This window comes from Paraburkholderia sp. Cpub6 (assembly GCF_014201065.1).
Taxonomy (GTDB): Bacteria; Pseudomonadota; Gammaproteobacteria; order Burkholderiales; family Burkholderiaceae; genus Paraburkholderia; species Paraburkholderia tuberum.
Genome location: NZ_JACHDM010000037.1, coordinates 1 through 24,080 on the forward strand (window position 1 = coordinate 1; position 24,080 = coordinate 24,080).

The 24,080-nt window shown below is 60.6% G+C and carries 18 protein-coding genes and 5 pseudogenes; 15 read left to right on the forward strand and 8 right to left on the reverse strand.

The annotated features are described in order from the left end of the window. Positions 1-136: 136 nt before the first annotated feature. A pseudogene (locus HDG33_RS38510) lies at positions 137-254 on the reverse strand (IS5/IS1182 family transposase); the annotation flags it as partial. Between HDG33_RS38510 and HDG33_RS33675 the strand changes: the two are divergent. Both HDG33_RS33675 and HDG33_RS37830 read left to right on the forward strand, forming a co-directional pair. Beyond that, a pseudogene (locus tag HDG33_RS33675) lies at positions 239-448 on the forward strand (IS110 family transposase); the annotation flags it as partial. The pseudogenes HDG33_RS38510 and HDG33_RS33675 sit on opposite strands and share 16 nt — an antisense overlap. 1,560 nt (positions 449-2,008) lie before the next feature. Then, positions 2,009-2,131 (forward strand): hypothetical protein, encoded by a 123-nt coding sequence (locus HDG33_RS37830; protein ID WP_311548409.1) that lies wholly within the window; start codon positions 2,009-2,011, stop codon positions 2,129-2,131. Positions 2,132-2,202: 71 nt separating this feature from the next. Here HDG33_RS37830 and HDG33_RS38515 read toward each other — a convergent pair whose 3' ends face one another. Continuing rightward, positions 2,203-2,643 carry a BspC domain-containing protein gene (locus HDG33_RS38515; protein WP_409259122.1) on the reverse strand — a complete coding sequence of 147 codons (441 nt, stop codon included), beginning with the start codon at positions 2,641-2,643 and terminating at the stop codon, positions 2,203-2,205. A gap of 613 nt (positions 2,644-3,256) precedes the next feature. Between HDG33_RS38515 and HDG33_RS33685 the strand changes: the two genes are divergently transcribed. After that, positions 3,257-4,996 (forward strand): penicillin-binding protein 2, encoded by a 1,740-nt coding sequence (locus HDG33_RS33685; protein ID WP_260330673.1) that lies wholly within the window; start codon positions 3,257-3,259, stop codon positions 4,994-4,996. Between the two features lie 449 nt (positions 4,997-5,445). Here HDG33_RS33685 and HDG33_RS33690 read toward each other — a convergent pair whose 3' ends face one another. The 4 genes from HDG33_RS33690 to otsA all read right to left on the reverse strand — a co-directional run bounded on the left by HDG33_RS33690 (position 5,446) and on the right by otsA (position 10,033). Next, positions 5,446-6,690: a sodium:proton antiporter gene (locus HDG33_RS33690; RefSeq protein WP_184039797.1), complete on the reverse strand. Its 1,245-nt coding sequence runs from the start codon at positions 6,688-6,690 to the stop codon at positions 5,446-5,448. A gap of 256 nt (positions 6,691-6,946) precedes the next feature. Then, complete coding sequence (locus HDG33_RS33695; RefSeq protein WP_184039800.1) at positions 6,947-8,071, reverse strand: mechanosensitive ion channel family protein; 1,125 nt, start codon at positions 8,069-8,071, stop codon at positions 6,947-6,949. 157 nt (positions 8,072-8,228) lie between these two features. Further along, positions 8,229-8,450, reverse strand: coding sequence for a hypothetical protein (locus tag HDG33_RS33700; protein WP_184039803.1), 222 nt, complete (start codon positions 8,448-8,450; stop codon positions 8,229-8,231). 149 nt (positions 8,451-8,599) lie between these two features. Next, on the reverse strand, positions 8,600-10,033 hold the full coding sequence (gene otsA / locus HDG33_RS33705; protein WP_184039806.1) for an alpha,alpha-trehalose-phosphate synthase (UDP-forming): 1,434 nt from the start codon (positions 10,031-10,033) through the stop codon (positions 8,600-8,602). A gap of 335 nt (positions 10,034-10,368) precedes the next feature. On the opposite strand from otsA, the gene HDG33_RS33710 reads away from it, so the two are divergent. Then, a complete protein-coding gene (locus HDG33_RS33710) occupies positions 10,369-10,905 on the forward strand; it encodes a hypothetical protein (protein ID WP_184039808.1) in 537 nt (178 codons plus the stop codon). 118 nt (positions 10,906-11,023) lie between these two features. On the opposite strand, the pseudogene HDG33_RS33715 reads toward HDG33_RS33710, so the two are convergent. Further along, positions 11,024-11,260: pseudogene (locus HDG33_RS33715) on the reverse strand (SDR family oxidoreductase); the annotation flags it as partial. Between the two features lie 504 nt (positions 11,261-11,764). Here HDG33_RS33715 and HDG33_RS33720 point away from each other — a divergent pair. From HDG33_RS33720 to HDG33_RS37835, 8 genes and pseudogenes are all read left to right on the forward strand, one after another. Then, a complete protein-coding gene (locus HDG33_RS33720; RefSeq protein WP_184039877.1) occupies positions 11,765-12,511 on the forward strand; it encodes a GntR family transcriptional regulator in 747 nt (248 codons plus the stop codon). Between the two features lie 168 nt (positions 12,512-12,679). Continuing rightward, the gene (locus tag HDG33_RS33725) at positions 12,680-14,248 is read left to right on the forward strand and encodes a gamma-glutamyltransferase family protein (protein WP_311548410.1); all 1,569 of its coding nucleotides are present in this window, start codon (positions 12,680-12,682) and stop codon (positions 14,246-14,248) included. Between the two features lie 112 nt (positions 14,249-14,360). Next, positions 14,361-15,662 carry an oxalate/formate MFS antiporter gene (gene oxlT, locus HDG33_RS33730; protein WP_184039814.1) on the forward strand — a complete coding sequence of 434 codons (1,302 nt, stop codon included), beginning with the start codon at positions 14,361-14,363 and terminating at the stop codon, positions 15,660-15,662. 52 nt (positions 15,663-15,714) lie between these two features. Further along, positions 15,715-16,491: an ABC transporter ATP-binding protein gene (locus HDG33_RS33735; RefSeq protein ID WP_184039816.1), complete on the forward strand. Its 777-nt coding sequence runs from the start codon at positions 15,715-15,717 to the stop codon at positions 16,489-16,491. Then, positions 16,488-17,342 carry an ABC transporter permease gene (locus HDG33_RS33740; protein ID WP_184039818.1) on the forward strand — a complete coding sequence of 285 codons (855 nt, stop codon included), beginning with the start codon at positions 16,488-16,490 and terminating at the stop codon, positions 17,340-17,342. Before HDG33_RS33735 ends, HDG33_RS33740 begins: the two co-directional genes overlap by 4 nt. A gap of 41 nt (positions 17,343-17,383) precedes the next feature. Then, positions 17,384-18,364: an ABC transporter substrate-binding protein gene (locus tag HDG33_RS33745; protein WP_184039821.1), complete on the forward strand. Its 981-nt coding sequence runs from the start codon at positions 17,384-17,386 to the stop codon at positions 18,362-18,364. A gap of 20 nt (positions 18,365-18,384) precedes the next feature. After that, on the forward strand, positions 18,385-19,737 hold the full coding sequence (locus HDG33_RS33750; protein WP_184039823.1) for an amidase: 1,353 nt from the start codon (positions 18,385-18,387) through the stop codon (positions 19,735-19,737). 116 nt (positions 19,738-19,853) lie between these two features. After that, positions 19,854-20,007: pseudogene (locus tag HDG33_RS37835) on the forward strand (IS6 family transposase); the annotation flags it as partial. A 228-nt stretch (positions 20,008-20,235) separates the two neighbouring features. Here HDG33_RS37835 and HDG33_RS33755 read toward each other — a convergent pair. Then, a pseudogene (locus HDG33_RS33755) lies at positions 20,236-20,478 on the reverse strand (transposase); the annotation flags it as partial. A gap of 208 nt (positions 20,479-20,686) precedes the next feature. Here HDG33_RS33755 and HDG33_RS33760 point away from each other — a divergent pair. From HDG33_RS33760 to HDG33_RS33770, 3 genes are all read left to right on the forward strand, one after another. Beyond that, entirely contained in the window at positions 20,687-21,037 is a 351-nt protein-coding gene (locus tag HDG33_RS33760; RefSeq protein ID WP_184039825.1) for a hypothetical protein, read from the forward strand. Between the two features lie 475 nt (positions 21,038-21,512). After that, positions 21,513-22,814 carry an ATP-binding protein gene (locus HDG33_RS33765; RefSeq protein WP_260330674.1) on the forward strand — a complete coding sequence of 434 codons (1,302 nt, stop codon included), beginning with the start codon at positions 21,513-21,515 and terminating at the stop codon, positions 22,812-22,814. Positions 22,815-23,078: 264 nt separating this feature from the next. After that, complete coding sequence (locus HDG33_RS33770; protein ID WP_311548411.1) at positions 23,079-24,077, forward strand: efflux RND transporter periplasmic adaptor subunit; 999 nt, start codon at positions 23,079-23,081, stop codon at positions 24,075-24,077. Positions 24,078-24,080 lie beyond the last annotated feature (3 nt).

The following is a 24,080-nucleotide window of genomic DNA, read 5'->3' on the forward strand; positions in this document are numbered from 1 at the left end:
GAAATGAGCGTCGATTCGATTCGTTATCCAGAAAATTTGACGCGTCTTGATCTGCAAGCCGATCCGACAGTTCATTAATCAGCGTTTCCCTAGCGGCGGCAGGTGGATTTTGCCGCACGCCCGGATTGCGATGTTGTTGAAGGATCGAACGCTGGTCGCTGACTATGGCCTCGAAACAACCCCGCCCGAATCCAGCGTGGCGTTTGCTGATAGACCATCTCCCACGGCGGGAAGTCTCGAAGGTCTGCCCAAGGCCATCATCGACCGCGCCTGGGACGCCCAGGTACGGCTGTGCCGACGATTCCGCCGGCTGACGGCGCGAGGCAAGCCCATCAACATCACGGTCGTGGCTATTGCTCGCGAACTGGCAGCGTTCATCTGGGACATTAGTCGACTGGCCATGTCGCTTGCAATACCTCGCAGAAAACTGCCCGCGGCCTGTGTGTGATTCCCCGAACAACGGAAGAAGTTTCCTGAAGGCGGCGCAGCCCGGCATCCGAGCAACCCGCGATGGTATTACGCAACGGGCATCACCAACTTGCGGCGGAAGTTAGCGGCAGGCTCATGAGGCGGACCTCTGTAATGCGGTATCCAACCCGCGGATATCAGTGTGATCCACCGTCGAGACTTACTGCTGCGCCGCCCTCAGGAAATTCATGCGTCGATGCAACAACCTGAAAACCAATGTCGTGATTGACATGCAAAGTCATATCAATACCAGCGAACCGCGCAATTGATAACGACTGCAGGGAAGCGGTGGCCGTGATAGGGTGATTTCGTTTTTTTCATCATTTCATTCTACCGCCGCCGCCCCACCGACCTGACAGCGCCCGCGACATTCACGCTGAATGTCGCGTTGACACCTTGAATGAATAACGGCGGCATCAAAATCGCTTTCGATTCTTGAATTTTCGGTTCGGGGAATGTGGCAGCCGACCTGAGCGTAGGAAGCGGTAACCAAAGGACTCGTACACCTATTGAACGTCTTTGCAGGTCAACGACCATAGATTCGGATATTGATTCGGCCAGTCCCCAGAAATTGCCTTCTGCGCGCGAGTCAGAGGAAGCGCACCCGCGCATACGCAGTGTCTCAGGAATACAGCAAAGCGCCGCTTGCGGCGTTCACCGTGTTCGCCTTCCCACGGTATCAAGTCGATATTTTCGGGTGCGTCTGGTGCCCCGCCGAGTAGTACGGGCATGCGGAAGTCGAGAGCGTAAGCGGTAGCCGATTCGGCCGGTATATTTCGTTGCTCAAGCAGTCCCGCTTTCAGTCGCATCCGCTCGTCGAATGAAGGCATCACCTCTGCGAGGTGTCCTCTGCGGCATATCGTTGTTTTGATGGTCTGCTGAGAAACGCGCGTATCGGTCCACGCCGTCTGGGCTTCGCAAAGCGCCGCCGTGCATAGCAATAGCACAAATCCGGTAAGCGTCGCCGCCCTGCGCCACCATGCCGGGCGCGAACGTTGAACTGTCAATCCATGAACCATGAGAAAGCCGTTCTGCCTGAAAGTAGGGTAACTACGCAGAAAAGATGTGGCGCCACGGAAAAAGTTTACAGTGTAGCCGCGGCAGGTCGAGTTTATAACCCGCTTGCTGTGGACGGGATAACCCTATGCTGACGTTCTCGAGAGGCGAAAAGACGACTTACGTGCAGTTGGCCCACCGCACGTAAGCTGTCTGTGCAACCGGAGAATGTCTTGATGGCCGTTAAGGTGTGAACATGCCTCCCCTTGCTGAAGAGCGCATCGGCATCTTTAGGTGCCTGACGTTCGCAGCTTCGCGGTATCCGAATCTTCGATCGACCATGTGACGTTATCGGTTTCCCGGCGAGTGATGGCGAATTTGACAGAGCGTCAAGGAAAGAATGCGAGCGTCGGCAAGGACAACGGGCACGAGATCGGCGGCAGGCTATCGCATGAAGCAAGATATCTGATGATTGCAGGCGCGGTGATCGGGGGGAGGGCTAACGGTCATCGCCAACGCACCCAGTCCGGCCGAGATCATCCTTGTGCGACGGGGATTTTCTAATGAATCCGTCAGTGCCCTCTGGCTGCTGGCCAGCCCCATTCTTCCGACCGCTACGGCGCGCGTAGCATTCGTTTTGCTGCAGACGCGTTGCCAATCGCGCTGACGCGCTCGGACAAGCATGACTACCAGTAAAGTCGTTAAAAGCTTCGGGTGCAACGGCAGCCAGCGTGCGCTTTATGGGCGTCGCTCTCTAGGTCTAAGTGAAAAGGAAACGACGTGCTTCTTCCAGACACCACAGGAAGCCGTGACAGGAATCCACACATACTTTTGTCGAAGCTTGGCGACTGCAGGCATATCTACTGTTGCATCGAGTATTGCCGATTGCCCTGATTCTTGCGCGCCTCTCCAGGGCAATACTTTTGCGTGTAACGCATTGCCCGCCGAGACGATAATTGAATCGTAGCGCTGCCCGGTTCGAACCCATTGGTCGAACGCCGCGATGCAATTTACGACCGCTTCGCGAACATGGATGCGTCTGAGAAAGGTGTAGTCGGCTAGTGGTGAGGGTTTCGGTTGCGCATGAGCCAGGTGATACGTCCAGCAACATACGACGAGAAAAAAAAGACTAGTGATAACCTTCATTCGGTAGCAAGCCCGCAGGGGGCACTTATCCATAGGGCAACAAGCCGTGAGTATACACGCAGCCTTAAACCGGCTTTCTGCACGCTTTGCCCGGAGCGGGGATGCCCACGACAATTGCGCAGCAGTGCTGCGAGTCGGGATTGCCGGAGCGGAGCGATACTCGCATCACCGCCGAACGAGAAGGAACTGGATGCTTGCCGCGGCATTTGGATGCGCCATGCTCATATCGTGTTCACGAACGCATGATGTGTTTGAAGGTGCACCCATTTACTCGGGCGCGACTGAGCTGGACGTGTCATCCGTGGTCGAATGCATCACCGAACGCTGGAAGCGTAGCACGCGCAAATTGCACCGTTCGCGCTCCGGGGAGGGTGTGCGATTGCAAGGTAAGACTTTCTTTCGTGGCGTACCCGTTGGCGTGACGGTAGCTCGCGCAATGGGGCGCACTCGCGTGCAGTTCTTTCAGGAGCGGTCGACAGATCACATCTATATGTCGTTTGTGAAAGGCTGTGTGCGGTAGAGATCGAGCGCAGAGGGGCTCGTGCTAGTATTTTGGAGATCCCAGGCTCGGATGCTTCCTCGTACTGCCCATGTTGGCGGTCGTTCCCGTCCAGTTGGCGAAGGACATCTCCTCTGAAATCACTCAATGCGTTTCCGCTCCAAGTCCATCAATTTTTCGCCAATTTCGACTAGACCACATGCGCTGCCGCGTTGGCGTTCGCACGCGCTGGGAGCGGCTTTCTCATTGGGGTTTCTCGTCCTCGCTGCGCGAGCGGCGTGGGTGCAGGGGATCAACGATAGGTTTTATCAGAAGCAGGGGGAACTTCGACAGGTGCGCGAGTTCAGCATTCATGCGATGCGTGGACGCATTCTCGACCGCGACGGGAGAGCGCTGGCGGTCAGCCTTCCGACGCGCACGTTATGGCTGGATGCGGACGGTGCGGACACGGTCTCGTCCGACCAGGCATCTGCACTGGGTAAGTTGCTCGACATTGACGCGGACCGGATCGGCGCAATGGCGGCGTCCCACAAATCATTTGTCTACCTCAAGCGGCAGGTGCCCCTGGATGTTGCGCAGCGGGCGATGCTTCTCGATGTGCCGGGCGTTTATGCCCAACCAGATTACCGTCGCTACTATCCGGAAGGCAGCATTGTGGCGCATGTCACCGGTTTCGCTGGCGTCGACGGTAATGGTCTGGAGGGCATTGAAAAAGTCGATAATCGCCTACTGACCGGTGGCAATGGCAGGCGCCGCGTGCTGCGAAACGCTCAAGGGCAGGTCATCGATACGCTTGCGCTGCAACGTCCCATCGCCGGCAAGGACGTGACGCTCACCATCGATGAGCCCGTCCAGTACGCAACCTTCAAAGCCTTGCGTGATGCCGTTGAGCGCACCGATGCACATTCAGGCTCGGCGATCGTTCTGAACGCACACACTGGCGAGATTCTCGCAATGGCAAACTGGCCGAGTTTCGATCCGAACACCCGCCGCGGAAGAACGGGCGAGGCGATGCGCAACCACGCTGTCACCGATGTGTTCGAGCCGGGCTCGGTCATGAAGCCCCTGACGATCGCACTGGCGTTGCAACGCAATGAGGTATCGCCTCGCTCCGTGGTACCGACCAACGGTGGAAGGCTGCGGCTCGACGGGGCCGTGATTCACGACGACAAGAACTTCGGCACTTTGACGGTTAGCGGCGTCGTGCAGAAGTCAAGCAACGTGGGCACGACAAAAATCGCGCTGCTGATGAAGCCACACGACATGTGGAACAACTTCCATGCTGTCGGGCTGGGTCGGGCGCCGCGCGCGGGGTTGCCGGGCGCGGCAACCGGCACGCTGCGTCCTTACCAGAACTGGCGGCGGATCGAGCAGGCAACGATGTCATACGGCTACGGTCTGTCCGCGTCGTTGCTGCAACTGGCGCAAATGTACACGGTGTTCGGCAATGAAGGTCTGTTTGTACCCGCTACGATTCATCCGCGACATGGTATGCCGGCGCATGGTCGACGCATTTACTCGCCACGCGTCGCGGCGGAAGTGCTCACCATGCTTGAGTCCGTGGTGTCCGAGGACGGTACAGCACCACAGGCAGCCGTACCGGGCTATACGGCCGCAGGCAAGACCGGAACCGCATATCGTTGGACCGCGCGCGGCTACGACCGCAGTCAGTATCGGGCGTCGTTCGTTGGGATTGTCCCGGCACAACATCCGAGGGTGATCATCGCGGTGTCGATCGACCGGCCCCACGTGGGCTCGCATTTCGGCGGCGCAGTCGCAGGACCTGCCTTCTCGGATATCGCGGCGAAGACCATGAATCTTCTGGGCGTGACGCCTGATGACCCTGGCGCACAATTTGTGCAGGACAAGCCAGGGCCGGTCACATAGACGATATGCACCAGGTTTTGTCGCAGCGCATAAAGCGATAGTGCCGCCTGAGCTCCGTCACGTTTACGGGGCCGTCGGCTAAGTTGGTGTAACGAAAAAAGCGAAATCGCTCCGTTAGGATCATCGGTTTCGGATTGCCTTCTTAAGGCTAGGCGCGCGGAGCACCTGAAGCAAACGTTCTGTCGGCCGGCTAATGGGTGCCGCCTGTTATATGTTTGGCCTGGAGTCGACCCACTGATGCCTGAATTCCAGCACGTGTGTTGAGCGGCCGCCGGGACGAATCAGACTCTCAGCGGGGTATTTGACTATCCACCTCCCGGGCAATCGCCGGATCTGATTCTCCGATACGGCGTCGCAGTCCTGGTCGAGATCGCGTCTCACGCGCTGTCGTTAGCGGTCGACGCCTGGCAATCCTTTTGTCGTAACTGGCCACCGCTTACGGACCGTTTTCATTCTTCCTTGACACCTGCTGCCCGACGGATAACCCAGCCAACCGTGAGCCCCTGACCCAGGATCGACGAAACGACCACACAGTACGTCAACGCGAGGACGACGTCGCGCCCCGGTCCAGGCTGAATCGATAGTGCCAGTGCAACGGAAATGCCACCACGCAGCCCGCCCCATGTAAGCACACTCCACGCTCCTTTCGGTAGCCGGGACGCCCGCCCAAGAAGCATGACAGGCAGTCCCACCGACACCAGTCGCGCGAGCAGTGCGACCAGTGCCGCACCGGCGCCAGCGAGTAGTATCCTGCCGGGGAACTCGACGAGCAGAACCTCCATGCCGATCAATACAAAAAGAACGGCATTCAGAATCTCATCGATCAACTCCCAGAACATGTCCACGTATCGCCGGGTCGTCTCGGACATCGCGTCGGCGCGGCCGCGGTTGCCGATCATCACGCCCGCAACCACCATGGCGAGTGGCCCGGAGACATGCAGATGATTAGCGAGCGCGTAGCCGCCGATCACCGATGCGAGCGTCATCAGGACTTCGACCTGGTAATGGTCGACGCTTTTGAGCAGCCGATATGTCAGATAGCCTACGACACCGCCGAATAGCAGGCCGCCGCCGGCTTCCAGGATAAATGCAGCCAACCCCGTCTGGACGGATGGTGTGACGCCCGTGCTGGCCATCGTGAGCAGCAGAGAGAAAAGCACGACCCCGACGCCGTCGTTGAAGAGCGACTCTCCAGTAATGACCACCTTCAGGCCTTCGGGCGCGCCTGCGGACTTCAGGATGCCCATCACCGCGACGGGGTCCGTCGGCGAAATCAGGGCGCCGAACAGCAGGCAGAAGGGCAGCGCGAGTTCGATTCCGCAAAGGGGGAGCAGTTTCCACATCGCGAATCCGATCAGCAGCGTGGAGGTCGCCGTACTGAGCACAGCCAGACTGATGATCTGGGTCCGGAAAGCCTTCAGCTTGCGTAAATCCACATGCATCGCGCCGGCGAACAGCAAAAGCGACAGCATGCCTTGCAGAAGCACCTCACTGAAATTGATCGAGTTGACGAGATGCTCTTCTGCAACGCGCAGACCGTGCGCGACGCCAAGCTTGTCCAGTCCAACGATCGCAAGGGAGAGTCCGAGCGCCGTTACCATGACGCCGATCGTCGTCGGAAGCCTCAGAAAGCGGTGATTCACATACGCCAGTAGCGCGGTGACGACCAGACAGATGGCAATGATGTCGAGCATGCGGGTTGGTGGGGGATGAAGGTTCTGGGCTGGATTGAGCGGACCAGCGGCGCTGGATCAGGTGATCGGATTCGCACGGGAAATCTATGTTGAATTTTCTGCATCCGGACTCCAGCCGTGCCTTGGGAAACGGGAGTATACGCGGTAGCCAAACAGGTCATCCGGCAGACGCGTGGGGCAGCCAGGCGCCTGAAATCCTGTCCCAGGCATTAACCCGAACACGCTCAGGAACGGCCCGGGCGGTATTCGGAAGCGTTTATTGTGCCTCTCGAGTAGCCAATTCCGCGTGCGGTGCGAACGATGACCTCTTTGCACCGTCCTCCGCCTGTTGCTTGTTCACTACGTGGAGCGTGCGCGTCGGGAAAGCGAATTCAATACCCCGTCTACCAAATTGGGTCATCAACTCGAGATTGATTCTCTGCTGTATGTCCATGTACAGGTTGTAGGCGGGATCGGTGACGTAATACACGACTTCGAAATCGAGCGAGCTGTCGCCGAACCCCTTGAAATGCGCACGATCAAAGCGGGTCTTTCCGGCGGATTCGACTGCCTTCTGTACGATGGCAGGAACGGCGCGCAATTGCTCGGGACTCGCATCGTATGTCACCCTGAAATTGAACAGAATGCGCCGCTCGGCCATTCGCTTGTAGTTGTGAATCGTGTTTTTCAGCAGTTCGGTATTGCTGCAAACGATCTGTTCTCCACTCAGACTCCGGATGCGTGTGGTCTTGAGTCCGATGTGCTCGATGCTCCCGGCAATCTCACCGAAGACGATGAAGTCGCCAATCTCGAATGGCTTGTCGAGTCCGATGGCCAGCGATGCGAAAAGATCACTCAGAATGCTTTGTACCGCGAGTGCGACGGCAACACCACCCACACCCAGGCTCGCGACAAACGCGGTGATGTTCACGCCCATGTTGGCGAGCACCGCCAGCATAAGAACGGACCACAGCAGCGCGCGCAACGTCCACGACATCATGGTCGTGATGACCGGATTGTGGGCGAGCGTCTCTGTCGCTTGCAGCCGCCTCTCGGTCCATAGCGTCACGCCACGGTTTATCCACAGGGCCAGCTGAAAACCGATGATGAGAAACCAGAGATGGCCAAGACGGGCGTCCCACCTGTCCGGCAATGTCAGAAACTTCGTGCCGACCAGCGCTGCTGCCGCGAGTAGCGTAAGCCGGTGCGTGCCTTCAATGACCTGAACCAGCATATCGTCGAGACGGGTTGACGTTCGTTGGGACAGCATCGAAAGGCGCGTGATGGCGAACTTCAGCAGATAGATCAATGCCAGGTAGCTGACGATAGTCGCGATCGCCGCATAGATCCACTCGCTGGCAGGGATACCCAGAAACACGTTCAGGTCGAGCCACTTTTTCATCGATTTTCCTCCCCAATTGATTCCGAGTGACGGAACTCATAGACGTGAGCGGTGTAAGCGCTCGTACCGGTCTGTCAGGCCTCCAGGAAGATAGTTCCCCAATCAGCTCAGCCATGTCGGTCTCCATCGTCAAGTATGCGGAACCGCCGTGCGCGGCTCAGTCCCAGTTTTCGTCGCACCATTTGATAGCCCACGCTTTCGCGCAAGATATGGCATCGGCCTCGTCGGCGAACGAATCGATATCACCTGAATCATGCGTTTCGACGCGGTCTTCCGCGTCGCCCGGTCCGCGACTGATTCTGGCTCTCGCAACGTAACGACCATCGTTAGCGCGGTGCGCCCGGCAATCGATGTGAAATGTTCCGTAGTCGTATTGCATCGCGGCACCTCAACATTCGTTTGTTACATCAGTTGTCACGCAATCAGTCTGCATGTGCTCTTCAGTGGGGCTGCAACGCGATGTCGCGTGGGTACTCGAGCCGATTGCGTCGTCGGCGCAGGGCGGCACGATGCGCCAATCGCCGTCGGTTAGCTCGCGCGATCGGCTGAATGTCCCAGCACCGGTTCACGGCCGTCACTGCGCTCAGCAGCCGAGAGATCCCTCAGAAAACTCGAACTCCACCAGTGCACATCGAACTGGCGAATCCGCCCCATCAATGCCGCGTGACGACTGATCCGTTCTTCGATTGACATCGTCAGCGCACGCTGAATGACGTGCGCTGTCCCGTGCGTATCGTACGGATTCACAAGAAGAGCTTCTTTCAATTGTTCCGCTGCGCCGGCAAATCGGGAGAGAACCAGCACGCCGGGATCGCCTGGGTCCTGCGCGGCGATAAACTCCTTGGCGACCAGGTTCATCCCATCGCGCAGTGGCGTGACAAGCGCGACGCGGCTTGCGCGATATAGTCCCGGTAGCCGCTTACGGGCGACGTTGCGATGAATATAACGAACCGGCATCCAGTCAAGTTCGCCGAAGTCACCGTTTATCGCGCCGCAGAGGCTGTCCATCTCGCGGCGCAGATCGTCATAGGCACCCACGTCTTCCCGGCTCGGGGACGCGATCTGGATGAGTGTTGCACTGTTGCGGTTCTCGGGGTAGTTCGCGAGAAGCTCACGAAACGCGTGCACGCGCTGCGGTAGACCCTTTGAGTAATCCAGCCTGTCGACGCCGAGAAGCAGGCGGCGTCGGGAGTACTCCTGTCGCATACGATCGAACATTTCGACACCCTCCCGGTCCTGCGCGAGAGCGGCGAACTCATCGACGTCGATTCCTATCGGATACGCCCCGACCCGCAACGTGCGATTGAAGGCCCGAAGCTGTGCGCCGGGTAGCGCGTCAGCGCTGGCTTCGGACTCAACGTAGCGCGTAAAATGCGTTACGTCCGCTTCGCTCTGGAAGCCGGCCAGATCGTAGGCGAATAGTGAACGCATGAGCCATTCGTGCTCTGGAATGGCCGCCATGATGAGAGGCGGTGGCATCGGGACATGCAGAAAGAATCCGATCCGGTTGCCGCACCCCATCGCTCTGAGTTCGGCAGCAAGGGGGATCAGGTGATAGTCATGGACCCAGATGATGTCGTCGGGCCTGAGCAACGGTAGCAGCTTTCGCGCGAACAGCTGGTTGACCCGCCGGTACCCTGCTGCGAATCGTACGTCAAAATTCGCAAGGTCCAGCCGGTAGTGGAATACCGGCCATAAGACATCGTTCGCGTATCCCAGATAGTAGCTATCGTAATCCTGCTGGTTCAGGTCAAGCGTCGCCAGTTGTATGTTCCCGACTGTTTGCAGTTTGACGCTGGTCTCGCTGTCAGATTCGGGTGCCGCGTCGCGAATCTTGCCGCTCCAGCCAAACCACATCCCACCTGTCTGCTGCAGACTCTCTTTTACCGCTACAGCGAGACCTCCCGCTGCGGCCTTCCGGAGGTCAGCAGTGCGATTCGAAACAACAACAAGACGGCTCACTCAATCCCCCGGTTGGATACCGCAGCGCAAGGCAAGGGCGTGAGCGTGTTATCAGCAGGTCCGATTTGCCCAGCGCTACCGCTTGTCGCAAGGACAAAACCGCCTTTACCAAGCGTCCGTTCTTTACTACAGTGTGTAAGCAATCGTAACACAGTAGTGTTTAGCGCTATTCAAAGCCGCGAAGTTCACTACGAATGGGCTGGAAAAAGGCTCAAGGCCGGGGCCGTTGAGTGGGTGGGACATGAATTGAGCAAGAAAAACACTTTCCATTCCTATCGAGGCGCCACGGCGAAGTACATCCTGCAGGCGTTGTGCAACCTGTAGCTGGCTGCGGGATGTTGGTGGCAATCGTCATGATTGCGCTATCCGCTTTCGTGCTGTATCAGAGCCGTCGCGATGCCGCAGAATATACTCGAATCAACCTTCGCAATATCGCCCTGATTGCAGAGCGGGACATCGAGAGAAATTTTGCACTGTATCAATTGTCGTTGCAAACACTCATCGAGCGGCTGCGGCAACCTCGCATCATGACTTTGCCGCTGGCGGTACGGCGGCAGGTTCTTTTCGATCGCATGGCAACCGCGGGATCGCCTGGAACCGTCCTGGTCGTCGATCGCTCGGGTCGCGTTTTGCTCGACTCGGATGATGCGACGCCTGAACAGGTAAGTGTGGCGAGTCAAAAATATTTCATCGTTCAACGAGACGATCCGCACGCGGGCTTTTATATCAGTGATCCCTATTCTTCCCCATTGCGTTTCGGCACGCCCAGCATAGCCCTGAGCAAGCGGATCTCCGAGTCAGACGGATCGTTCGGTGGAATCGTCGTCCTGGTCATCAGTCTCGACTACTTTCGCGCCTTGCTGTTTCGCTAATCGGGAAGGATGGCGTCACGATCATGCGTCAACCTCTCGGTAATGGAATCCTTGGGAAGGACATCAGCCAGTCCCATACATTGCGGCGATTCATCTCGGCAAAGCGTCGTTCGCCAAGTCACGTAGCCCGCGCGAGTGATCGCTGGATATTTCGGTCTCCATGGGGAGTTACTCCCTTCGCGTTCAGTTTTGCGCCCGCCGACGAAGCCAGCATGACAGCCACTCCGGCGATCTCATCGACGCCGCCGAAGGGCTTTGACGGGTTGAGCTGTTCGTACCAGGCGACCATCGCGGGATCTTCCCATTGTGAACGCGCCATCTCTGTCTTGAAGGTGCCGGGTGCGATGCCGTTCGCACAAACCCCCTTTGATTAGAGGGCAACAGGCGGTCGGGTATGGACTGGCGGAATCGCGTAGTTGCCTCCGGACAGTTGATGGACGAGGCCCTGAAACTCGCTGACAAGCTGCTCGCCCAGGCACACAACGCCCTTCGGGAGACCAGGAAGATCATGAATACGGTTCTGCGTCAGAGTGCATCGCACGTGCTCGACACGACGCTAGCAGCGCAGCTTTCCGCCACGCTAAGCGATGGGCATCATCAGCTTGCAGAAGCATTTCTCGCTGGCCAGAAGCGCGCCTGGCGCGCCCCGGACTGCAGAGTACTCCATGCGCCCTCAGCTTTTCAGCATCCGTATTACCCAGCTTCTCGACATACGGCACCTGTCCGATTTAAGTTTGTTACTGACGCCTACAATGGCGGCGTCCGCCCGAGCCGCCGGCAGATTAAATTTCTGTTGACGGATGTTTTGAGGCTAGCCGATAGTCACTGCCGAAAAGACCCGTCCATTCCAGGCTCATGCGTGAAAGACACAACCCAATCTCCCTCGTCGCGCGCTGACCATGTTTATTTCAGCGTGCGCGACGATATCTTCGACATGCGCCTGCTGCCCGGCGATCGTATGACCGAAGGCAGTATCGCGGATCGCTTCGGCGTTTCCCGCACACCGGCGCGCGAGGCGCTGCAGCGCCTCCAAAGCGACGGGTTGATGCGCGGCTATGTGCGCGGCGGCTGGGAAGTCGTGCCGATCGATTTCAAGCGCTTCGAAGATCTATACGAAATGCGCAAGCTGATCGAGACGTTTTCGGTCAGCCGGTTCTTTGGGGGCGACGGCGCCTTATCCGCGACCGCCTTGCAGATGCTCGAGCGGCTCGAGCGCATCTGGAACGTTCCTCACGCACAGCGCGTTCGCGATGGCCGCGAGATGGTGGCACTCGACGAAGCCTTTCACGAGGCGTTGGTCGTCGCCGCCGGCAACGCCGAGTTGAGCGCGGCCATGCAGCGCGTGACCGACCGCATTCGCGTGGTGCGGCGGCTCGATCTCGTCTATGGTGACTGCATCGATGACACTTACGACGAACACATTGCAATTCTCGCGGCCATCCGCAATCTTGCGGCGGACAGTGCCGTCGCGTTGCTGGGACGGCACATAGAAGGGAGCCGGACGGAGGTGCGCACGCTGACGACCGAGCGCCTGCAACGCGCCCGCACCGCATTGGAGCCTCACAGCGCTCCCTATGCACCACCAAGGTTGCGCGGCACCATCTAGCAACATACGTTGGAGCGGCTCGAGCTTTTAAGCTCCTTCTGCAGTCAGCCTCTGCGGGAATTCTGGCTGTTGGCACGGTTTTCGCATAGACATGGGTATGTATACAAGCAAACCCCTGTTGCTCCCATGGCATCCAAATTCCTGAATCCGGGCCGCGGAACCCGCGGCATGGCGGTTGCGCCCCACGCGCTCGCCGCGCAGAGCGCTCTCGCGATCCTGCGTGAAGGCGGCAACGCCGTCGAAGCGATCATTTCCGCCGCCGCGACCATCGCGGTCGTCTATCCGCACATGAACAGCATAGGCGGGGACGGCTTCTGGCTGATCTCCCGTCCCGGCGCCGAGCCGGTCGGCATCGAAGCATGTGGCGCGGCGGCGCTGGCCGCAACAATCGACGAATACCGCGCGCGCGGACTGTCGGCGATTCCCGTGCGCGGCCCGCTCGCAGCCAATACCGTGGCCGGCACGGTGTCGGGCTGGCAGCGCGCGCAGCGCTGGTCGGCTGAAACGCTTGGGGGCAGGCTGCCGGTCGAACGCCTGCTGGAAGACGCGATCCACTACGCGAAGCACGGCGTGCCGGTCACGTGCAGCCAGGCGCAGTGTGTGGAGAGCCGCCTTGCCGAATTGCGCCCGATCGCGGGTTTCACCGAAACCTTTCTACACGGCGGTTCCGCGCCCGTTACCGGCGAGCGCTTCGTCGCACCGCGTCTTGCCGCTACGCTCGAACGTCTGGCCGACGCGGGCTTCGACGACTTCTATCGGGGCGACCTCGCACGCAGCATTGCCGGCGATCTGCAGTCGGCGGGCTCCCTGCTGAGCCTTGCGGATCTCGAACGGCACGAGGCGCGCCTGCGAACGCCGCTCGCGCTCAAGCACTCGCTGGGCACGATCTATAACATGCCCCCGCCGACCCAGGGGCTGGTGTCGCTGCTGATTCTGGGCATCCTCGATCGGGTGCTGACGAAGGACATGGACCCGCTCGGTCCCGAGTTCGTGCATGCGTGCGTCGAAGCGACCAAACTGGCGTTCGCCGTGCGCGACGCCGAGATTACCGACCCGGATTACATGCGCGTCGATCCGCGTGAGTTGCTGCAGCCGGCCGCGCTTGACGCGATGGCCGCGCAAGTCTCGATCACCCAGGCCGCGCCGTGGGGCGCCGGTCGCGGGCCGGGCGATACGGTGTGGCTTGGCGTGACAGACAGCAACGGCGTCGCGGTGAGCTTCATCCAGAGCATCTATCACGAGTTCGGCAGCGGCATCGTGCTGGCGGGGTCGGGCATCAACTGGCAGAACCGCGGCTGCAGTTTTTCGCTCGACGAGCGCGCACGCAATCCGCTGATGCCGCTGCGCCGGCCTTTTCATACGCTGAACCCGGCGCTCGCACGTTTTGCCGACGGCCGTACGATGGTCTACGGCAACATGGGCGGCGACGGCCAGCCGCAATCGCAGAGCGCGGTTTTCTCACGCATCGCGAAATTCGGCTGGAATCCGCAAGCCGCGATCGATGCGCCGCGTTGGCTGCTGGGCCGGACCTGGGGCCAGTCGACCGACACGCTCAAGCTCGAAGCGCGCTTCGCACCAGGTACAGTGGCCCGGCTCGAAGCGCTCGGCCACCAGGTCGAGACGATGCAGGCCTACGACGAGGCAATGGGACACGCCGGCGCAATCGTTCGGTATCCAGATGGATTGATTGAAGCGGGCTACGATCCGCGCAGTGACGGGGCAGCCGCGGGCTGGTAGACGCACACGCGCGCTTTTTTTCAATCAGATTGCAGGTCCGGCCTTTGAGGCCCGGAGGACGCTGCACGTCTGCCGGGCGCCGGCAGGCATTTGCTCAGTAAATGGAGTTTCGATGACCACACCCACACGCTCGCAATCCATAGCGTCGGCGGACCTCCGCAGCGCTTCGACCACCGTGACAGACAACCGTTGGCTTCAGCTGGGGCTGGGTCTCGTCTGCATGATGGCGATCTCGAGTCCGCAATATGTATGGACGCTGATGACCAAACCGCTCGCCGCGAAACTCGGCGTAGCGCTACCTGAACTGCAAGTCACGTTCTCGCTGCTGATCATATTGCAGACGTTTTTCTCGGCGTTTCAGGGCAAGCTGATCGATCGCTTCGGACCGCGCATGCCCATCTCGATCGGCACGGCGATGGCGGGCCTGAGCTGGATTCTGGCCTCGCAGGTGCATAGCGCGCCGATGCTCTATCTGACCTACGGTGTGATCGGCGGGCTGGGCACGGGCATTGTGTATGTCGGCGTGGTGGGGCTGATGGTGCGCTGGTTCCCGACCAGGCGCGGCTTCGCGGCGGGCGCGGTGGCTGCCGGCTATGGCATGGGCGCGATCGTCACGACGTTCCCGATCGCCACGTCGCTGCAGACACGCGGTATCGAAGCCACGCTGTGGATGTTCGGCATTGCGTTCGCAGTGGTCGGTCTGCTGGCTTCGCAGGGTTTGCGCGTGCCGCCTTCGCACGACGATGCCGCCGGTTCCGCGGGTTCCATTTCCGCGCCGACGGTCGCGAGTTTTCGCCCGTCGCAGACACTGAAGACGCCGCTCTTCTGGCTGATGTTCGCGATGATGACCATGATGTCCACGTCGGGTCTGATGGTCACCTCGCAGATGGCCACCTTCGCCGCCGACTTCGGCGTGACCAAGGTGCTCGTGTTCGGCATGGCTGCGCTACCGCTGGCGTTGACACTCGACCGCTTCACGAACGGACTCACGCGGCCGCTGTTCGGCTGGGTGTCGGACAAGGTGGGGCGCGAGAACACGATGTTCTTCGCGTTCGCGCTCGAAGGCGTAGCAATGGCGCTGTGGCTGCTCACGCGCGATAACGCCGTGCTATTCGTACTGCTGTCGGGCGTGGTGTTCTTCGGCTGGGGCGAAATCTTCTCATTGTTCCCGGCGACGCTGACGGACACCTTCGGCACGCGTCACGCCACCGAGAACTACGGCTGGCTCTACATCTCGCAAGGGATCGGCTCGATCTTCGGCGGCCCGCTCGCGGCATTGCTGCATCAGCACGCGGGCAGTTGGGAGCCGGTGTTCTCCACCGCGATCACGCTCGACATCGCCACCGCACTGCTGGCCATTGCCGTGCTTAAGCCGATGCGCCGCCGCTTTCTCGCCGCACAGCGGGGCGTTTGACTCCGCCCGCCGTCTGCCGCAATGCACACCGAACCGTCGTCGAGGAACAAACATGCCCGTTCAGCTTGCCTTACGCAATATCCGCAAATCGTTTTCGAACAAACTCGGCTCGGTCGACGTCCTCGGCGGTCTGACCTTCGATATTCACGAACGCGATTTCGTCAGCATCATCGGGCCTTCGGGCTGCGGGAAAACGACCGTGTTCAACGTGATCGCCGGCCTGCTCGAGGCGGATAGCGGCGATATCGTCTATCGCGGGCAAAGCGTCGACGGCTTACGCGGCAAGGTCGGCTACATGATGCAGCGCGACCTGCTGCTGCCGTGGCGTACCGTGCTGCAAAACGTGCTGATCGGACCGGAACTGTCGAATATGCCGGCCGCTCAGGCGCACGACATGGCGATGGAATACCTCAACACGTATGGCCTCGCGGGCTTCGAACATGCCTATCCCCGCATGCTGTCGGGCGGCATGCGTCAGCGCGTCGCGCTCATCCGCACGCTGATCAACGATCCCGACATCATCTTGCTGGACGAGCCGTTCTCGGCGCTCGACTACCAGACTCGCCTGTACCTGGAAGGCGTGTTGATGGAAGCTGTCGAAACGTTCCATAAGACAGTGGTGCTCGTCACACACGACATCGACGAAGCGGTCGCGTTGTCCAAACGCGTGGTCGTGCTCGGCGGCCGGCCTTCGCAGGTGAAGAAGATCTATGACATCGACATCGCCGCGCGCTCGCCGATCGGTGCGCGCAGCGACCCCAACTTCGCGGGTTACTTTCATGCATTGTGCGGCGAGCTCGATATTCAGACGGAGGTAAAGGCAGCATGACGCAGTCTATTTCCATCGATAAATCGGCACCGGCACGGCGTGCACCGAAGGCTCGCGTGCGGTACGCACTTGACAGCGGCTGGGGCCGCTCGCTGCTGCAACTGGCGGCCGTGATTGCGTTCTTCGCCATCTGGGAAGGGGCGGCGCGCCTGGGCTGGGTATCGAATTTCCTCGTTGGCTCGCCGTCGAAAATCCTCGCGGCGCTCGTGCGCGACATGCAATCGCATCAGCTTTTTATCGACACCGGCTATACGCTTTTCGAAGCCATTCTCGGTTTCGTGTTCGGCACGGCGGTCGGATCGGTGTGCGGGCTCGCGCTGTGGTATTCGCCGTTCGTCGCGCGGCTGATCGAGCCATTCATCGTCGCGATCAACAGTGTGCCGAAGATCGCTTTCGCACCGATCGTGATCTTGTGGTTCGGCACCGGGTTGATCTCGAAGGTCGCGCTGGCCATTTCGCTGACCGCGATCGTCGCGCTGATCGCCGCGTATGAAGCGGCCAAAGACGCCGATCCCGATTTGCAGGCGCTGCTTGTCACGCTCGGCGCGAACAAGAACGATGTCTTCATGAAAGTGGTGGTGCCGTTCACTCTACCCTATGTGATCTCCACCTTTCGCATCAACGTCGGCTTCGGTCTGGTTGGCGCGGTGGTGGGCGAATTCATCTCGTCAGAGAAGGGCCTCGGGCACATGATCTTCACAGCGTCGAGCCTGTATGACCTCAACACCGTGTGGGCGGGCCTGTTCGTACTGATGGCGATCGGCTTCGTTCTGTACTTTTTGATCGACCTGCTCGAGCGCAAGCTGCTGCCGTGGCGGCAGGCGTCGAATACCACCACGCTCAAGGTTTAACCCATTTCCGGCAGTCCAACCACTTCATCTCAGGACAGACGATGGCACTCACCGCAAGAAAGGCGCTGACCGCGCTGAGCATCGCTTTAACAGTGAGCGTTGCAGCTGTTTCGACGCCGGCGCTTGCCGCAGGCAAGAAAGTGACTATTTCGCAGGCGTTCCAGTCGATGCTGTATTTGCCGCTCTATGTAGCGATCGACGGAGGCTTCTTCGAGAAGCAGGGACTCGACGTTAGCAAGCAGACGGCGGGTAGCCCGAGCGCGGCGCTCTCCGCCGTGCTGTCGGGCAGCGCCGATTTCTCGCTGCACGGGCCGGAGTGGACGGCCGTGGCCGCCGAGAAGGGCGCGGATGTCGACGTGATCGCCAACGTCGTGAACGGTGCGGCGGTGTGGATCGCGGTTGCGCCGGACGTGAAGTTCAGCGGCATCAAGGATGTGAAGGATCAGGTTGTCGTGTCGGGACAGATGCCGACTACGAGCACGTCGCTGTTCTTCAAGCTGTTGAAGGAGAACGGCATGTCCCAGAGTGACATCAAGCTGGTTCAGGTGCCGCTCGGCTCGGAGATCGGACCGCTGGTCGCCGGTCAGTCGAAGATCGCGGTGATGTATGAGCCGGGTCTCGATCAGGCCGTCGCGAAGGGCATGAAAGTCGTGCTCGGCTTTCCGAAGCTCTATGGCGAATACGCGTTCTCGTCGATCTCCGCCAAACGCAGCGTCGATCCTGATGCGGCCGCGAGGTTCGTGAAGGGGCTGCAAAACGCGCTGGTTTTCATGCAGGGCCATCCTGCGGAAACCGCGGCGATCGCTCGCAAGGAATTCCCGACGCTCGATCCCGTGGTGGTCGATGCAGCCGTCAAGCGCATGCTGGACGAAGGCGTGTATCCGAAGAACGTCGGCATCACGCCGAAAGCGCTGACCGTCGCGATGGACACGCAGATCGCGCTCGGCAACCTGAAGCAGCAACCCAGCTACGATAGGTTCATCGTTCAGAGTTACATTCAGCCGGCGCTTGCCGCGAAATGACACCGTTTGCCGACGCTTCCATGACCATGTTCCCTGCTTCTTCCACCGTCGCCCCGATTCCCACTATCGCCCGGATTCGCGCCGAGGTCGCCTCGGGCAATGCAGACGTCGCGCAGTACGTCGTGCGCGCCCACGATGCCGCGTGCGAATCGCAGGCGTCATTACATGCGTTCTGCTATTTGCCGGAGATCGCGCCGGTCAATGCCGTCGATGCGACGGCGCCGTTGGCGGGCGTGCCTGTCGCGGTGAAGGACGTTCTGGATACCGCCGACATGCCGACCGAATTCAACTCACCCGCCTACAAGGGCCGACGCCCTGAGCATGATGCGTGGGTGGTGGCGCGTCTGCGTGCGGCGGGCGCGTCGATTATCGGCAAGACCGTGACCACCGAATTCGCCTGGCGTCAGCCGGGCGCGACCGTCAACCCGTGGAATGGCGGGTTCACACCGGGTGGTTCGTCGAGTGGCTCCGCGGCGGCGGTGGCGGCGGGCATCGTGCCGCTCGCACTCGGCACGCAGACCCAGGGCTCGGTGATCCGGCCTGCGGCGTACTGCGGCATCGTCGGGTTCAAGCCGACTTATGGCGCGATCGCGCGCACGGGCGTGTTGCCGCTGGCGTGGTCGCTCGATCACGTCGGCATGTTCGCGACGCGCGTCGCCGATGTAGCTTACACACTGGCGCTCGTCACTGGGGCCGATGCAGCCGATCCGCACGTCTCGCACGTTCCGCACACTGCCGCGACGACGCGCGGCACTGGGACGCGGCGCATCGGCGTGCTGTCGAAACAGGTCGGCGGCGAAGTCGAGCCGGCGCAGCAGGCCGCGCTGGAGAGGCTCGCGGCCCAGCTCGCGCGAGACGGTGCCGAGCTAGTCTCAATCGATCTGCCTGTCGAGATCTTCGAAACGCCCGCGCATGCGTTGAAACTGATGTCCGTGGAAGCGGCCATCACGCACGGCGAACTTGTCGATCGCACGCCCGAGCTGGTGAGCCAGGCAATGCGCGGTCTCGTCGACGAGGGACGCAAGCTGCCCGTCACCGCCTACGCCAGGATCAAGGCGGCGCAGATGCCGATGGCGCATCGCTTTCACGACTGGCTGACGCGCACGATGGCGCTCGATGCGCTGCTGGTCGCGCCGGCCACGGGCGAGCCGCCGCGCGGACTCGACTATACGGGCGACGCATCATTCTGCGCACCGTGGACGTTCCTCGGTGTACCGGCCGTGACCGTTCCGGTGGGATTCGGGCCGGCGGGCTTGCCGCTTGGCGCACAACTGGTGGGCGCCGCTCACGGCGACCTGGATTTGCTGATGTTGGCGGAGTGGGTGGAAGCGCGCACTGGCTGGCAAGCGACGGTGGCTCAGCAGCACGGCTGAGCGCAGAGGCAAGGCCGGGGGCAATCGAAAACCGCATAACGCCGAGGGGCCGGTGAGCTGGCCTTTCCCATCGGCCGGTGTTGATGTTCGTAAATTCCGCTAGCCGTGTTCGCAGCAGCTATCCGGCGGCGAAGGCCAATATCCCTGAACTGGCGAACGTCAGGCATGTGTTCGTCAAGGCGCGCGCTCGTGTCGACAACCGCGCAAAGCAGTCATCAGCCGACGCGCGAGCGCGAGCGCCGAATGCGTGGCTTCCGGGCCCCAGAGAAATTGACTAGGCCCTAGGCATCCGGATCGAAGCAACGCGTTCAGATCGCGTCGACGTCGACCGAGCTTTCGTCGTGCGCGAGCAACTGGCTGTCCGGCAGGCGCAGGGGCACGAGGTTGTCAGCGAGTTCAGGCTGATCTGCGTGTTGACCGCCAGCTCCAGTTCGCCATCATGCCTCACACGCGCGCGAATGGACGAACGGGACGAACGGCCCAACTGAGCCGCTTACGAGTCAATTGCCCGATCTTCGCGTGCAACACCTTCACATCGAGTGGGGGCTCGGCCGATGTCTGGCCCGTCTCGAACACTTCGGCAACACGCTCTTGCAGTTGCTTCTTCCAGTCCGTGATCCGGTTCGGATGCACATCAAACTGCTGGGCCAGCTCGGCCAGCGTCTTGTCGCCCTTGAGCGCCGCGAGTGCCACCTTTGCCTTGAACGCCGGTGAGTGTGTCCGTCGGTTGCGTTTCGTCATCTTCTGGTTCCTTGTTGCCGACCATGATGACCGACTCACGTCCCGGCTTTTCCACTTACCGACCTCTCCGAATTCTCGGCGCCACTTCTAGTGCCAAAGTGACATCTTTTGACACACCTTTCCAACAGATTTGAGGTCGCGATCTCTGTACATTCTCTTCTCGGCGCGCGATCCGCTTCGTGCGCCCTCTATGTAAAGGAGGATGCTCATGAAAACTCGAACGTTTGCCATGCTGGTGGGTGGGGCTTTGCTCACATCCATGACTGCTTCCGCATTCGCCGGCGTGGTCGTCGGTGTCGCCGTGCCGGCTCCCGTCGCTGTCGTTCCGGCGACACCTGTCTATGCGCCGCCGACCGTGGTCGTGCAAAACGGTTACGCAGCAGCCGCCGTGCCGGCGGCAGTCGCACCGGTTGTGACGGTTGCGCCAGCGCCCCCACCTCCCATGGCGGTCGTCGTCATGCCGCGTCGTCCTGTGATGCATGTAGTTACGGTGCCGCGTCGCGTCTGGATGCCTGGTCACTGGGTAGGTGGGGTTTGGGTGGCCGGTCACTGGTCGTGAAATCTCTGCGCCGCACCCGTCTCGTGCGATACATCACCCCGGTCCTTCAAAGCAGCAGAGCCATGTTGCACATCGCTTCGGCGCCAACGCTGCTCGCCGCGGTCTGCTGGTTGCCGACTTTGTGCTGCTGGCCGTCCTCGGTGCACTTACGGTTGGAGGGTGCATGAGGCTGAATGGACGTGCACCCAAACGATTATCCCCCGCAGCGATAATTCACCATCGTTTAACAGCTTGGCATCGCAGTGCACAGTGCCGTATGCGGCGCTAATGAACCTGGCGGAGCTCGCGCGACGCTATGGCAATTCGTCCGCCATCCTTTTGGACGCGCTGTACGGCATGACCGCGCAAGTGGATGAGTGCCTTTCCCGGGCAAGGATGCACAGGACCCACTGCGATCCCGGGACTGGTCAATCGAATGCAAAAGGCATCTGACTGTTTTATGTATACCTGCGTAGCAGGTCATCGAGAGAGCGAGATGAAAGGAAGCGGTATGTCGGTATGGCGGGGTTCCCTTTTCGCGCGCAACGTATTGCTGTTGATTGTACTGATGCTGACAAGTCAGATCCTGGTCTTTGCCGTCTATCTGAACTTTATCCAGAAGCCAAGAGTTGACGATGGCGCAGCGCTCGTGGCATCGCAGATCCGGATCCTGGACCGGCTGTTGTCAGTACTGCCGGACGACGAGCGAAACCGGCAACTGCTCGAAATGAACGGAGCGCCCCAAGGTGAACTGCCGCCGCCACAGGCTCGCGACGGGTTGCCTCCCGACTACATGGCGCACCGCTTTTTCGGTCGACTGGCATCGGAACTTGCCCCGGACGAACAGCTTCGCTGGGAGCGCGACGGGCACCGGATCTGGGTGCGTCTCCATGTGCAGGACGTGCACTACTGGGTGGCGCTGCGTGGAACGTCGGCCATGAGCAGTACGCTGCCTTGGGCGCTGATCGGCCTGTTGTTAAGTGCGGCCACCCTTCCTGCTCTTGGGGCCTATCTGATCCATCGGCCGGTCGAACAGGCGCTGCGCCGGCTGGCGCGCGCTGCCGGCACCATCGAGCGTGGCGTTTGGCCCGAAGCGGTTCCCGTGAGCGGCCCGCGCGAGCTGGCAACAGTAGCGGAGGCGTTCAACCGGATGGCGTCGACGCTCGAAGATCTCGAAGCGACGCGCGCCGAAATGCTTGCGGGCATATCGCATGATATCCGCACGCCGCTGACCAAGCTGCGCATGGCCATCTTCGCGCCGGAGTCGTTCGAGGCCCCGGCCGCCAGTGCGGAACGCTTTGTCGAGGAGATCGACACGATCGTCCAGCAGTTTATTGATTTCGCCCGTGGGTGGGATAGCGAACCGGCGACGCACGGCGATCTGAACGCGCTGATCGAACAGCTCGCCGCCGACTATGCAGGTCTTGGTCGCACGTTCGAACTGTCGCTCGCGGAATTGCCACCTGTTGCGTTCCGACCGGTCGGCATGCAGCGCCTGTTGATGAACCTGATGCAGAACGCGGTCGTGTACGGTCAGGTCGGGCTCGCAGTCCGGACTACCGTGGACGCGCGAAGTGTCACGATTGCGGTTGAGGATCGGGGGCCGGGCCTGCCTCAAGAGCTTCTGTCGTTGATCAAGCAACCATTCCGGCGCGGCTCAGAGGCGGATCGAAAGGGCGGGAGCGGCCTCGGCCTCGCGATAGCGGAGCACGTCGCACAGCAGCATGGCGGCACGCTCGATCTCTTCCAGAATGCGCCGTCCGGACTCAAGGCCGTGGTGCAAATTCCCATTCCTTAACGGGCACTTGTCGGCGCGATGACTGCGCCGTCGACGTGGTGTGGCAGGGACTACGACTTAATGTGACGCTCGAGCCCCGCCCAAAGGGTCTGGCAGGGCAGCGTGAGCATTTGATGAGATGGCCATTTTTCAGGTTGTGTGATGAAAAACCTTACAGGATACCTTGCGGTACTTAGTATATTCATGGCCGGCGTCGTGGCCGTTGGGTGGTTCCACCAGGCTCACGGTCACCGTCAGACGGCTGTCGCACCAGATCCGATCCCCGTGAGCGCGGTTGCGGCTTCGGTTACCGATGTTCCTGTCTATATCGACTCGCTCGGCACCGTGACACCGACACGTACCGTCACGGTCATCACGCAGGTCAACGGGATACTGCGTTCCGTCGATTTCAACGAGGGGCAGACGGTCAGGAAAGGACAGGTGATTGCACGCATCGATTCGCGGGCGCTCGAAGCGCAGTTGCTGCAGGCACAGGGTACGCTGCGTCATGACCAGGCTGCATTCGTAAACGCGAAACTGGACCTGCAACGTTATCAGCAGCTGATCAAAGCGGGCTCGATTACGCAGCAGACGCTCGATACGCAAGTTGCTACCGTCCAGGAGGACGAAGGCACCGTGCTGGCGGACACGGGCAACGTGAACAATCTGCAGGTTCAGGTCGGCTATTGCACCATCACGTCTCCCGTGGATGGCGTGGTGGGCCTGCGCCTGGTCGACCCCGGCAACTACGTGAGTAGCACCAGCACGACCGGTATCGCGGTCGTTACGCAACTGCAGCCGGCGACCGTGATCTACTCGGTGCCGGAAGACGACCTGGGACGGATCCGGCGGGCGATGTCGCAGGGGGAGGTTCAGGTGCTGGCCTATGACCGTGACGGCAAATCGTTGCTCGCGAAGGGCTCGCTGCTTGCGGTCGACAACCTCGTCAATACGAGCGCCGGCACGATCAACGTCAAGGCCGTCTTCCCCGATTCCGGCAACGCGCTGTTCCCGAACGAATTCGTGAATGTCCGGATGCAGGTCGACACGCTGCAGCGGATTCCGGTCGTGCCGACTACGGCGATCCAGCATGGCGCGAACGGCGATTTCGTTTTCGTGATCGGCGGCGCAGGCGCAGTGGCATTGCGCAACGTGAAGACCGGGCCGGTAAAAGGCGACGACACGGCGATTCTCGATGGCGGGGTGAAGGAAGGAGAGCGGGTCGCGACCGACGGTGCAGACAGGCTCGATACCGGCTCGCTCGTGAAAGTCGTGGCGCACTGAGCG